Origin of the sequence: Micromonospora sp. ATCC 39149 (genome assembly GCF_000158815.1) — a bacterium.
Lineage (GTDB): Bacteria > Actinomycetota > Actinomycetes > Mycobacteriales > Micromonosporaceae > Micromonospora.
Window position 1 is genome coordinate 4,602,476 of the sequence record NZ_GG657738.1, and the last position, 12,166, is coordinate 4,614,641.

General features: G+C 67.2%; 9 protein-coding genes and 1 tRNA gene. 5 read left to right on the forward strand and 5 right to left on the reverse strand.

Annotation, left to right across the window (positions count from 1 at the left end):
• Nucleotides 1-49: 49 nt before the first annotated feature.
• Together MCAG_RS20060 and MCAG_RS20065 are read right to left on the reverse strand one after the other, a co-directional pair.
• On the reverse strand, nt 50-1,342 hold the full coding sequence (locus MCAG_RS20060) for an Ig-like domain-containing protein (protein ID WP_036374379.1): 1,293 nt from the start codon (nt 1,340-1,342) through the stop codon (nt 50-52).
• A gap of 203 nt (nt 1,343-1,545) precedes the next feature.
• Nucleotides 1,546-2,811 carry an Ig-like domain-containing protein gene (locus MCAG_RS20065; RefSeq protein WP_007074815.1) on the reverse strand — a complete coding sequence of 422 codons (1,266 nt, stop codon included), beginning with the start codon at nt 2,809-2,811 and terminating at the stop codon, nt 1,546-1,548.
• Nucleotides 2,812-2,997: 186 nt separating this feature from the next.
• Between MCAG_RS20065 and MCAG_RS20070 the strand changes: the two genes are divergently transcribed.
• Nucleotides 2,998-3,073, forward strand: a tRNA-Lys gene (locus tag MCAG_RS20070).
• A gap of 28 nt (nt 3,074-3,101) precedes the next feature.
• Here the strand turns inward: MCAG_RS20070 and xerC are convergent.
• The 3 genes from xerC to MCAG_RS20085 form a co-directional block, all read right to left on the reverse strand.
• Entirely contained in the window at nt 3,102-4,535 is a 1,434-nt protein-coding gene (gene xerC, locus MCAG_RS20075; RefSeq protein ID WP_007074816.1) for a tyrosine recombinase XerC, read from the reverse strand.
• Nucleotides 4,536-4,694: 159 nt separating this feature from the next.
• Nucleotides 4,695-7,904 (reverse strand): AAA domain-containing protein, encoded by a 3,210-nt coding sequence (locus MCAG_RS20080; RefSeq protein WP_007074817.1) that lies wholly within the window; start codon nt 7,902-7,904, stop codon nt 4,695-4,697.
• Nucleotides 7,905-8,093: 189 nt separating this feature from the next.
• Nucleotides 8,094-9,704 (reverse strand): DEAD/DEAH box helicase, encoded by a 1,611-nt coding sequence (locus MCAG_RS20085; RefSeq protein ID WP_232290228.1) that lies wholly within the window; start codon nt 9,702-9,704, stop codon nt 8,094-8,096.
• Between the two features lie 237 nt (nt 9,705-9,941).
• On the opposite strand from MCAG_RS20085, the gene MCAG_RS33780 reads away from it, so the two are divergent.
• The 4 genes from MCAG_RS33780 to MCAG_RS20100 all read left to right on the forward strand — a co-directional run bounded on the left by MCAG_RS33780 (nt 9,942) and on the right by MCAG_RS20100 (nt 12,014).
• Complete coding sequence (locus MCAG_RS33780) at nt 9,942-10,220, forward strand: hypothetical protein (RefSeq protein ID WP_198141799.1); 279 nt, start codon at nt 9,942-9,944, stop codon at nt 10,218-10,220.
• Nucleotides 10,221-10,591: 371 nt separating this feature from the next.
• Nucleotides 10,592-11,137 (forward strand): DUF6244 family protein, encoded by a 546-nt coding sequence (locus MCAG_RS20090; RefSeq protein ID WP_036377617.1) that lies wholly within the window; start codon nt 10,592-10,594, stop codon nt 11,135-11,137.
• Entirely contained in the window at nt 11,116-11,598 is a 483-nt protein-coding gene (locus MCAG_RS20095; RefSeq protein ID WP_007074820.1) for a DddA-like double-stranded DNA deaminase toxin, read from the forward strand. Before MCAG_RS20090 ends, MCAG_RS20095 begins: the two co-directional genes overlap by 22 nt.
• Nucleotides 11,595-12,014 carry an Imm1 family immunity protein gene (locus MCAG_RS20100; protein ID WP_007074821.1) on the forward strand — a complete coding sequence of 140 codons (420 nt, stop codon included), beginning with the start codon at nt 11,595-11,597 and terminating at the stop codon, nt 12,012-12,014. Before MCAG_RS20095 ends, MCAG_RS20100 begins: the two co-directional genes overlap by 4 nt.
• Nucleotides 12,015-12,166: the final 152 nt, after the last annotated feature.

Sequence of the window (12,166 nt, forward strand, 5' to 3'; positions counted from 1 at the left end):
AGGCCCCCTCCACTCGGAGGGGGCCTTCGGCGTTCCTGAGGGTTCGCGGTCAGGCGGTCGGCTCGGCGCTGGGGGACTCGGCCCCGTCGGCGGGAGTGGCCTCGGCGTCCGGGGAGGCGGTGGCGTCCGGGTCGTACGGGAGGGCGCTGCCCTTGACGTACGAGCTGATCGCGCAGGTGCGCCTCCATCGCCTGCCGGCGTTCGGCCGTCTCGCTCGAGGCCAGGACCCCGGCGCCACTCCGACCCGGGTGTTGTCGAACAGCCAGGCGCCGTTCTTCATCGAGACGTTGACGCAGCCGTGCGAGACGTTGACGCTGCCCTGCTGCCCCTCGGACCAGGGGGCGGCGTGGATGAACTCGCCGCCCCAGGTGAGGCGCTGCGCGTAGTCGATCTTCGTGCGGTAGCCCTCCTCGGGACCCAGCTCCTCGAAGGTGTCGAAGACGGTCTTGCGTAGCTTCTCGATGACCACCATGGTTCCGCTGGACGACGGCGTGCTCTTCTTGCCGAGGCTGACGGGGATGGTCTTGATCACCTTGCCGTCCTTGGTGACGGTCATCAGCTTCGTCTTGTTGTCGACCGTCATGATCACCGCTGGGCCGGTCTTGATGTCGACCGTCAGGTCCGCGCGGCCATACCAGCCGTCGCCGAGGGGGAGGCCCCCGGCCTGTACCCGGTACGAGATGGCGCTGCCGGCCTTCCAGAACTCCTTCGGCCGGTACCGGATCTCGGTCGGGCTGACCCAGTGCCAGATGCCCTCCTGCGCCGGCGTGGAGGTCACCGTCATCCGCCGCTGGACGTCGTCGCGGTAGTCCTCGGGGATGGCCCGGCTGAACTTCACGATGAGCGGCATGCCGACGCCGACGACCTGGTCGTCGCCGAGGAAGCTGCTGATCCGCACCTGCTTGCCAGGCTTGGCCATGGTGGTGAAGGTGCTGGTCGCCTGCGCCGGCTTGCCGTCGTCCCCGGTCGCCGTGACGGTGGCCGTATAGGTCTCCCCGTACTTCAGGGCGCCCTTGGGCAGCCAGCTTGCGCCGTCGGCGGCGAGCGTGCCCTCGACGGGCGCGCCCGCCGAGTCCTTCAGCTCGATCGCGGTGTCCTTCGCGTCCTTCGTGGTGAAGGTGATGCCGGTGGACGCCGGCACGTCCTTGGCGTTGGCCGCAGGCTCGGTGATGGTGGCCGAGGCCTTGGGTGCGCTCTCGCCGCCACCCTGCCAGGCCGACGACTTGCCCCCTTCGCCGTCGGTGCAGGCGGTGGTGAGCGCCAGTGCGGCGGCGAGCAGCCCCGCCGCGAACACGCGGCGTCGACCACCGCGCCGGGTCAGCTGGTCCTGGGTTGCGCGCATGAATTCCCTCACTGTCGTGGTACCCCGGTTGCCCATCGTCTCTCAGTGACGCACGGAAACACGTACCCGTTGCGGGGGGTGAAGAGAAACACCCGAACCATGATGTCCGAATGCTGCCGAAAATTCGAAGTTGGCGAGTGATGTTCGCAAATGACGAGGGCGGGCGCCGGGATCCCGACGCCCGCCCTCGTGCTGGTCGTCTGTCAGGCCAGCGCCGACCCGGAGCCGCCCTCCGGCACCGGTAGCGCGCTGCCCTTGACGAACTCGGACCAGCTCAGGCTCCAGGCCGTCCAGCCGTTGCCGGGGGCAAGCTTGCGCTCGGTGCCCTTGATGGTGACCGGATCGCCGACCCGGGTCTGGGAGAAAAGCCACTTCGCGTGCGCCATCGAGACGTTGACGCAGCCGTGTGAGACGTTCTGCCGCCCCTGCACGTGCTCGGACCAGGGCGCGGCGTGGATGTACTCGCCGCCCCAGGTGAGCCGCTGGGCGAAGTCGATCTCGGTGACGTACCGGTTGGCCGGGTTCGGGTCGTCGCGGGTGTCGAAGACCGTGGACTCCTTCTTCTCCATCACCACCATGGTGCCGCTGGAGGAAGGGGTGCTTTTCTTGCCCAGGCTCACCGGGATCGTACGGACGAGCTGGCCGTCCTGGTAGACGCTCATCTTCTTGGTGGCATTGTCGACCTTCATCTCGAACGCCCGGCCGATCTTGGCGGTGGCGCTCCGGTCGACGTTGCCGTACTTGCCGTTGCTGAGCGGGACGCCGGCCAGCGCGATTCGTACGCTGATCGTGGTCCCGGGCTTCCAGTATTCCGGCGCCCGGTAGTAGGCCTGGGTGCCGTTGGAGACCCAGTGCCACGCACCGGGCTGCGGCGGGTCGGTGCGGACGAACATCCGCTTCTGCACCGCGGCCCGGTCCTTCTCCGGGATGCCCGGGTGGAACTCGGTGACGACCGGCATGCCGACCCCGTACGTCTTGTCGCTGAACAGGTAGAGCCCGGAGGCGATCATCGACTTCGGCTTGGTCATCGTCGTGAACGTGCTGGTGCCCTGCCGGGTCTCCCCGCCCGCGCCGGCGGCGCTGACGGTGGCCGTGTAGCGCATGCCGTACTTCAGGGGGCTGTTCGGCACCCAGGACGAGCCGTCGGTGCGCCAGCGGCCCTCGACCTTGGTGCCGTTCGCGGCGGTGAGGGTGAGGTCGGTCACCTTGCCGCCTTCGGGGATCTTTGCGGAGATTTCAGTGCTGACCGGCCTGTTCTTCGCCCCGTCGGCCGGGCTGACCTTGAGCGGGTCGGTGCTCACGGCCGGATCGGTCGGCACCGTTCCTGTCGCGGCGACGCTGCTGCCGACGTCGGGGGCACCGTCGACGAACTCCGCCTTCTTCTGGTCGGCACCGCACCCGGTCAGCGCCAGTGACGCCATCAGGCTCAGGACGCCTACCAGCGCCCCGGCCCGCGCGAACCTGCCCATTCCCACCCCTGTTCTCGCGTACCTGGCGGACATCGTGCCGCATGACGGCCGTCCGCTACGGCCCGAGCCGGCGATCACGGGCAATTTAGTGGCTTTTGACCGTTAAGGGTGTCCGAAGGGTGGAGTCGAGTATCGGATTGGAACCCCGCTCAGGGGGCGTGCTAGTGTTCTCTCCGTTGCCAACGAGCGCCGCTAGCTCAACTGGCAGAGCAGCGGACTCTTAATCCGCGGGTTCGGGGTTCGAGTCCCTGGCGGCGCACCACCTCTGATCAGGCCGTATAGCCATCTGGCTATGCGGCCTTGATCTTTGGGTGTCGTGTGGGTGTCACGTGGGCGCGGTCCGCCTCAGGGCGGGGCTCGCGCCGGGTTCTGTTGCCTGGCAACGGTTTGAGCTGCTTGGCGGTGGGTGTTGCTGCGGTTCGTGGGTGTCGGGTGGGTGTCCGGTGCTTGCGGCCGGAGACGCGGGCTGCGGTGGCCAGGACGAGGCGGGCGGTGGCTTCGGCGACGGTGAAGTGCAGGTCGAGCAGGACGCTGGTATAGGTGTCGGCGGTGAGCACGATGCTGGTGTGACCGAGCTGCTCCTGAACGGTCTTGAGGTCGGCGCCTGCGGAGTGGGCGAGGGTGGCCGCGCCGTGGCGCAGGTCGTGCAGACGGACGGGTGGGAGACCGGATTCGGTCACGAGGCGGCGGAAGCGGCGGGTGAGGTAGTCCGGGTGTAGCGGCTGCCCGTCCGGCTGTGTGAAGACGTAGCCGGAGTCCGTCCAGTCGGCTGCGTGCTCTGTCTGCTCGGTGAGTTGTCGGCGGCGGTGTTGGCGCAGGATCGTGAGGGTGGTGTGGTCCAGGGCGATGGTGCGTCGGCTGGCGGCGGTCTTGGGTGGGCCGACGGTGACGGTCTGGCCGTAGGCGATGCGTTGCTGGTCGATGGTGATTACTCGGCCGGTGAGGTCGACGTCGACCCAGCGCAGTCCGGCGGCTTCGCCGCGGCGTAGGCCGCGCAGGCTGATGAGCCACCACATCGCGGTGAGTCGGTCGTCGGCGGTGTGGTCGAGGAAGTGTGCCAGTTGCTGGGTGGTCCAGACCGCGACTGCGTACCGTTCGCCGTGGTCGCGCCAGGCCTTTACCCGGTGGTCGGTCCAGACACGGGCCTGGGGTCGCCTTGGTTTGGCCAGTCTGACGAATCGTGCCGGGTTGTCGCGGAGTAGTCCGTGCCGGATCGCGGCGTTGAGGGCGGAGCGCAGGGTGGCGCGGATGCGGTGCAGCGTGGACGGGGTCGGCGGCCGGCCGTGGCGGTTGGGTGTTTCGGCGATGTGGGCGAACGTCGCGGTGACGTGGAGGTTGGTGAGGTCGGTCAGACGGTGGCGCCCGAGGTGGGGGATGAGCTGGTGCTCGACGTGGTCGGTGTAGGAGCGCAGCGTGCTGGGGCGGATGCCGAGGTTGGTCGACAGCCAGTAGCGCAGCCAGCGGGACACCGTCCAGGTGTCGCTGGTGCATTCCTCGGTCGACCTGGCCAGCAGCGCGTCCCGCGCCCGCTCGGCATCCCCGCGGGTCAGATACCCGCCGCGTCGGACACGTTCCCGCCGCCCCGTGAGGGTGCTCACCGAGCAGTGGAAGTACCAACTGCCGTGACCACGCCGGCTCAGCAACTCGCAGGCCGACTCCAGACGTCGCTTGGTCTCCGGGTGACGACACCCGCACCGCTTCACGATCACTCCGTTGCCACGCATCGCAGTACCTCCAGGTTGAGTAGGTGACCTCTGCCTACCAACCTGTGCCCCTCATCAGGCCTACGTACCAGGCTCTGCCCAACCCGGCCGCTCCTCGCGGGGGAGGTGCTACGCAACATCGCATCGCAGCCCCTGCGGCGGTGCCCCCAATGAGTGGGCTCATTGGTTCCTGGCGTCGTTGATTGGCCCTTCCGGCTCGGCGGTCCAGCCGCAGGTGGATGACCGTGTATCGCTGGGAGTCAGGCTGCGGGCATAGCAGCGCCATCGCCAGCCTTTGGCGGTGCGGTGCAACGCGATCGTTGTGCTGCCACACGCCTCACACGTCGGTGGTGCCTGCCTGAACTGTGCCGCGTTTTCGTGCTCGAGTATTTTGCGGGCGAAGTGGGCGCCTTCCATGACAAGCATGACTTCACGGCTTTGGCGTTGAGAGAGGACGTTGAGGCTTCCGAGAAGCACGAGCCGCTCGTCGATGACGACGATCTTCTGGTGCATCTTGTACATTTCAACGATGGTGGGACCCGCCGCTCGCAGCGTTTTCAGGTTTTGCTGCGAATTGTCGGTGCCCTGCAGGTGGTCTCTGGCGTCGCGGACGAAGACGACGACTTTGACGCCTCGTTCAACCGCTGCACCAAGCGCCGGCGCCACCGACTTCGTTCGGTTTGCCGTCCAGGTGGCCCACATCCAGATAGAGTGGCGCGCAGACTCGAGGTACTCGGCGAAGGTTCGATAGAACGCTTTCTCGTCTTGGATTTCGGCGACGCGGACATGTTGGGCCAGGATGTCGGCCAGGTCGTTGCTGAATTCTCCGAGTAGCGGCCGGTCGGGCTCAGGCACGGACGGTGCGGTGATCAGCTGCTCGGCGCGCACGGTGCGGATCGTTTTGCCAAGTAGCGGCGCGATACAGGCCAGCACGGTGTCCGGCGGTGCTTGTTCGATGCGCTGGCGGCTGCCAATGAGGTAGAGACGGTCCTTGGTACGGGTGACGGCGACGTTGAACAGCCTGAGACCCTCACGGGCGAAGCCGCCACGAGAAGAGCTTGCCTGGGCGATCCATCGGGACTTGGCGTTGTCCTCGACGAGGTCGAGAACCACCACGTCGAACTCCCGGCCCTGGAAACGGTGGGCGGTGCCGACCTCCGTGGGATGGGCCCCGGTCTCCTCCCAATCCCGCAACGCCTCGAGGGTGGCATCGGCTTGCGGGTTGTACGGGGTGATGACGCCGAGCGTCTCTCCGCGCGAGCGGTGGTACTGGGCCAAGGCTCGACTGATGAGCGCACCGGCCGGCCACCAGCCTTTGGAAGGGCCGGTCGCTCGCACGGTGCCGAGGTCACCGAGTCTGTCGGTGTCGATGAGGACGATCTCCGGGTCGTCGGCGTCGCGGACGCGGGTGTTGGGCGCAGCGCGTAGCAGGCCGTCATAGGCGACAGCGTTGGCCACGTGCATGATGTCGTGTCCGAAGCGGTGCTGCTCGTCAAGCACGGTGCAGCCGGGGTTGGCGGTCGCGTCAGCGGCGACGGTAATGCCGCAGAGGCCGAAGATGTCGTCGCACAGCCAGCGCTGCACGTCGGGGCGTTTGCTCTTGGTGATGGGCGTCGGTAGGACGGGTCCGAGTTGCATGAAGTCCCCGAGGAGCACAGCGGTGGTGGTGGCGCGCGACACGGCCAGCAGTGTCTCGGGGATGGTGGCGGCGCCAACTTCGTCGACGAGCACGACGTCGTAAGGGCCGTCGAGGAGGACCGTGGCGGTACGCAGCCGCGCGAGGGTGGTGGCGATGACGCGGGCTTGGCGGATGAGGGTGCTTTCCGCGTCGCGGCGCAGACGGTCGTAGTCGTCGTGGGCTTTGGCGTGCTCTTTCTCCAGGCGAGATCGGGTGGGAGCCTCGGCAGCGGCGCGACGGCGCAATGACTGCATACGCTCGTACTGGGCCGGCAGTTGGTGACGATCAGCCCGCTCGACCAGGGTTTGCTGCTCTGGCGTGGCGCGCGGCGCCGCCTCGGCTGCCAGTAGTCGCTGCTGGGCCGCGTCGTGCTCGTTGACTGCTGCGGACAATTCAGCGGCCGCCGCGTGGTGGATGCGTTGTGCCTCGGCCAGAACGCTGCCGCGGGCAGCGATCTGTTCCCGGCTGAAACGTACCTTCGCTGTCAGTGCCGCTACCTGAGGCTCGGCGGAGCGATGGAACCGTGCGAGAAGGGCCTTGTCGTGTTGCACCTGCGCGCCGAGCGTCTCCACTGTTTCGCGCTGCTCCTGCAGGAGACCGCGGAGGCGATTCAGCTGCCGCCAGTTGCGGGCCCGTGCCCATGGTCCGCCGTCCCGGGCGGAGGCAAGGTCCGACTCGGTCCGGTCGCATTCGGCTCGCGCGGCGAGCAGCCGCACGGCAACTCGGTCAACCTCCTGCTGAGCCAACGTGGCCTCGCGCCTGATGCCGTCCAAGGCGTCCAGCGCGGTTCGCGAGTCCGAGGTTTCCGCTACCGCGGCACGAGCCTCCTGCACTGCGGCATCGGCCTGCGCCAGGGCACGACGGCGAGCGGTCATTTGATCGCCGGCATTCGCCAGTTGTTGCGCGAGCCGGGGTATGTCCCGGTCCCGGTTAACCGCGGCACGAGCCCGTTGGTGTTCACTCGGGTTGAAGTCCGCTACCAGCTTTTCGGTGGTGCGAAGATCGTTCACTGTCTGCTTGAGTGCCAGGAGCCGGTTCTGCAAGGTCAACCGGCGTTGCTCGGCCTCGGCCAGTGATGTCTTGACGAGGTGGGTGAGCGACACGTCGGGGTCGGTGGCTATCTCCCGTAGATGGGGTGGTCCGACGCGAATCAGGTCGCCGGGGCGGTGCCGACGGTGTCTCATCACGCCAGCGAGGGCGTTGTCGACCGCGATGTTGGTGGCCGACACCAGCAGGACCCGCTTACCGTCGGCTATCAGGGAGCTGATCGCTTCGCTGAGCACCCGCGTTTTCCCGGTGCCCGGCGGTCCCCACACCAATCGCACCCCGGGACGAAGGCAGGACGTGTACGCCTCACACTGCGCTGGCGTGAATCCCGCGACACGGTCCAGCATCTGGGGTGCGGGGGCAAGGCGGCCGGCGGCGAGGTCTGCGGCCAAGCCCACTGGCTTTACGGTCGCGAGGACCTCGCGGAGCCGATCCAACAGATAGGCCGGGGGCTGACGCTGTTGCCATAGGGTGGCGTCGGCAAGGTCCACGAAATCGGCGACCCGAACCCGCAGCTGCTGCCCCTCCTGCATCACCTCCAGCGGCCGGTATCCACCCTCGGCTCCCCTCGGTGGGGCCGTGCCGGCCACGCGCAGCGTGTCGAGCTGGTCCACGTCGGTACGCGATCCGCGCAGATCAACGCTGTACCAGCCCGCCTCTGCCATGGGGTGCGCCCGTCCCACCCGCCCCCAGCTCGCCGTGCTCGTACCGCCTACGGTCGACCGCCACACGTCAACGACGGAACAGACTTCCTCGCGCCACCCCGACACCAATCACCTCGGATTCGCTCGCTGGCCCGGTTGCGGTGTGTACACCGTCAGTCCAGAGGTATGTGCTCCGGCACCGCCGCGCCGTCAGGAAACCCGTCGCTTGTCGAGGCCAAGCCGTTGACGCTCGACCATGATGATCCGCCGATCAAGCGGGATCGCCTCATCGGTGAGGAGGTCGTGGTCGACGTAGGTGCCGTCAGTTGCCAACGGGTCAGCGCTCTTCGCGACGCTGTCGTGGGCGTATGCGCGGATCAGGGCGCTCTTGCGTTCGAGCATTTCCAACAACCGCTGATCCACGGTGTTTCTGGCTAGTAGGCGGTGAACCCGTACGCCCCGGGTCTGACCCATCCGGTAGCACCGCCGGATGGCCTGCTCCTCGTGTGCCGGGGTGAGCTGCGGCTCGGTGAGCACGACGATCGACGCCGCCGGAAGATTCAAGCCCACCCCGCCAACGCCGATCTGGCTGACCAAGACGGCGTGGCCGTCCGTACCGCTGAAGTCGTCCACAACCTGTTGCCGAGCAGCGACAGGGACCGCCCCAGAGAGCAGGAACACCGGTGTGTCTTCCTGGAGGCTCACGCGCACGCGTTCCAGTACCTCCAAGAAGAAGGAGAAGACCACGACCTTCCATCCGTTGTCCGCAGCCTCTTGGATGATCTCGCGCAGTCGCTCCACCTTCGCCGGCATTACCGACCCGTCGATGACAACGGCGGCTCGACGCATATGGGCGAACTGCCGGGCCTCGACCGCCCGCCGGTAGGCGCGCGTTTCTGCCTGGCCCATCTCGACCCAGTCCGCGACCTCGATCAGGTCCGGAAGTTCGGCTAGGACGTCTTTTTGGTTGCGGCGGAGGTACACGTTGGCGACCTTGCGGCGGAAGCTGGCGGCGCCGGCCAAACCGTCGGTGACGCTGATCGTGGCCGCCACCGCAGGGTTCAGGTAACGGATCAGGTTTCGAAACTCGTCGACCCGGTTCAGCATTGGCGTGCCGGTCAGGAAAAGGGCTCGGGGTGCCTGGGCGAGATAGGCGGCGACGGCCTGGGACCGTTGGGCTGCCGGGTTTTTGATCAGTTGCGCCTCATCCACGATGACGACTCCGGGGCGGAGATCCTGAGGTAAGGACAGCCGGCTCAGCGTTTCGAACGTTGTGACGGCCACGCCTCCGTCAGCGTGCCAATGTCGGATCGCTTCGTCGCGCTGCGGCCCGTGTAGGCGGTGGGCGGGCAGCGTGCTGTGGGATGCAATCTCATTGAGCCAGTTCACGATGACGCTGGCCGGGCAGACGACGAGGAAGTGACGCCCTCCGGCGGCAGCGAGGTGGGCGCAGACCGCGATGGCCTCGATCGTCTTGCCCAACCCCATCTCGTCACCGAGGATGCAACGGCGTTGCAGGAGTGCGTACCGGACTCCGAAAGCCTGATAGCCGCGCAAAGTGACGCGTAACCTTCCCAGGTCCAGCCCGATCTGCCCGGCCTGGTTCTGGAGAGCCTGCGGCAAGTGCCCATGCGCCGCCGCGCCGTCTGTCGTGCTACCGCTGACTCGCTCCAGCAGCGTGTTGTAGACCGCGGCGTGGCGTGCAAAGTCGGCCCACAACGCGTCCCGGCCGTCAGTTAGTGCCTGGCTGCTTGATTGGTCCCACTGCCCAAGAATCGTTGCCGCTGCGTCTGCTTGGCGACTGCTCAACAGTCGCTCCACCTCCGCTACCGCTGACCTCGCAGCCGCCTTGGTGGCTGCCCGAGCGATGAGCAGCCCTCCTCTACGTGTTGCGCGCTTTGCCCTACGCAGAGCGTCTGCTAAGTCGTCGGCAAGAGGGCCCAGACGCGCGATACCGTCGGCGTGCAGCTGCGTGACAATGCGAAGTACCCGCAGGGCCCGCAGCAGCGGTTCCAAGGCCGGGTCTTTGCGATCGGCATCTAAGCGCACCGAGGCGCCGTGCTCGACAAGACGTTGAAGCGCTTGTGCCGCATCGGCTATGGCCGCCGCGCTGCGGCTTCCTACTCCTGGAAGTCGTACAAGGTCCCCGTGCGATGCGCCCAGCACATCCAAAACTGTGCGGTAACCCTGTCGCTCAAGGCTCGGCGCGATTCGCAGGCCCGGCCGTACCGCTCGGAGTTCCTGGACGGGCGTCCCCCGCAACCCCTCGACCACGGCAGCATGGTGTGCTTGGCGATAGAGCTCTGCCGCTTCGAGCTCTGCGGTTGTTCGAGCTGATCCGAATGCGGTGAGCTGCTCCAGCAGTAGGTGCCCACGCCACCACACGTCCCGCGCAGCTAGTCGATTGAAGGATGCCTCTGTCGCGCCCCGGGGCTCTGGTGGCGCTGCCCCCCGTTGGCTCAAGCCTCTGCTCCTTCCGGCGACCGCAGCATCCACCCTCGGGTAGGCCAGCAGGTAAAGGCAACGATGGCACGCTGTCAGATCGCTGATAGACAAGGAACGCCTCGACTTGTCGATCTCGCCACCGGCGTCAAGCACTGCTGGCCCGTCCGTGCGCGAACGAACGCCACTGGCGAGCCGTCGGAATCCATCTTTAGGCTGTCACCGTTTAGGGGAGCACCGAAATCGTCAGGATGAGGTACGAGCCGGTGTCGCTGACCGACAGCATCAGTGACGACCTGCGCGCGATGACCGCAGGTGTCGGCGCGGCGCAGCGGCAGGCTGCTGCGGCCGAGCATGTCATCGCGCAAATCGCAGCCCGGGCCGTCGCGGCCGGCTTCGCGGGTATCGCGGCGGGGCTGGCGCAGGTACGCGAGGTGGTCGGGCGAGCCCGCGCACGGCTGACAACGATCGACGCAATCCTGGGGGAGGCAACGGGTTCGGTCGCCAGCGCTGCGCAACAACCGTCACCTCAGGAGACGATCAGCGCACTCACGCGGCTGCTGGCCGTTCTCTCCCGGGTCGATGCCGAAGTCGCGGAGGCGGCAGGCGGGATCGAGGAGGCTCGGCGGCTCGTCACAGTGGCGCTGCGGGGAGGCCAACCCGGCCCGACACTGGCCCGCCTGCAGCAGCTCAGCCAAGGGCTCTCGGCCGTCAAAGCCCGAGGAAACCAGGCGCGGCACCATGTCGAAGCGGCACTTGCGCAGGCCCGGCAAGTCGGTGACGTGGGAAAATGGCTGCGGGCGGCGGCGTAAGCCGGCCGCCCGCAACGCGCGACGGCGCCGCGAACCCCACGCGCGTACCGAACCCGCCGGAGTGGCTCCCTGGCTGGCTGACAGAGGCTGCCCGCGATCTGCCTCGACGACAGGCGAAGGACCCCACATCCGGTGTGGCGCTGATCAACGGTGAGCGGATACCCATGAGATCCGGCCGGGACCCCGCCGCCGCTGCCGATCTCAAGGCGGCCTACAAACTCATCGCCACCACGACCGACCACCTGGAGGCCAAACTCGCCGCCCGGATGCGTCGCGACCAGGTCATGCATGCCGAGGTGCTGACGAACAACCCGCCGTGCGACTACGAGCCCTACGGATGCGAGAAGATCCTTTCCCGGCTCCTGCCCGCCGGTGCACAGCTGAGCGTGTACGTACGCGACGATGACGATCAGGTACGTCTCTGGCGTACCTACATAGGCAACGGAAAGGCGATCGCATGAAGGCCACGTGGGCGTACGACCGAGGCGACCACCGCGACAACCACGAGACCGACGTGACCGACCCCGCTGTCCTGGAGGCACTTCTCCACGAGATCCATCAGGCCGGTGAGCCCGTCGCGGTCACCATCTTCAGCGACACCACCGATGATCCCGATGAACTGCCACCCGGCCTGCAGATCGGGCTCGGCCACCCCACCTACGCCTTCGCGGTACACATCGCCGATGACGGCGGCTATCTCAACGACCCAACAGTCCAGAAACCCGGTGGGGACATCAGCTTCGATCTCGGCGGTGTACCCACTGAATACGGTGCCGAGAACCTACGGCTCCGGCCCGTAACGGCCATACAAATAGCAGCCACCTTTCTCAAGACTGGCGGCAAGCAACCCCAGCTACCCGCCGCCGAAAACAACTGACCGCCGGCCATGTCGACCATCACGAGTTGACTGGCCAGCTCGTTCGCGGAGATGCCCTGGAATCGGGAGTTGTTCCCGCGATGTCACCTTGGTTGGTGACGACCCGGTTACTCGGAGGGATGCCGCCTGGTCAAGGTGTCGGACGGTCCGCA

Bases quoted from the DNA above. Each gene is read 5' to 3' on its own strand.
- MCAG_RS20060 (WP_036374379.1), bottom strand. From the start codon at position 1,342: ATGCGCGCAACCCAGGACCAGCTGACCCGGCGCGGTGGTCGACGCCGC.
- MCAG_RS20065 (WP_007074815.1), bottom strand. From the start codon at position 2,811: ATGGGCAGGTTCGCGCGGGCCGGGGCGCTGGTAGGCGTCCTGAGCCTG.
- xerC (WP_007074816.1), bottom strand. From the start codon at position 4,535: ATGCGTGGCAACGGAGTGATCGTGAAGCGGTGCGGGTGTCGTCACCCG.
- MCAG_RS20080 (WP_007074817.1), bottom strand. From the start codon at position 7,904: ATGGCAGAGGCGGGCTGGTACAGCGTTGATCTGCGCGGATCGCGTACC.
- MCAG_RS20095 (WP_007074820.1), top strand. From the start codon at position 11,116: ATGGCTGCGGGCGGCGGCGTAAGCCGGCCGCCCGCAACGCGCGACGGC.
- MCAG_RS20100 (WP_007074821.1), top strand. From the start codon at position 11,595: ATGAAGGCCACGTGGGCGTACGACCGAGGCGACCACCGCGACAACCAC.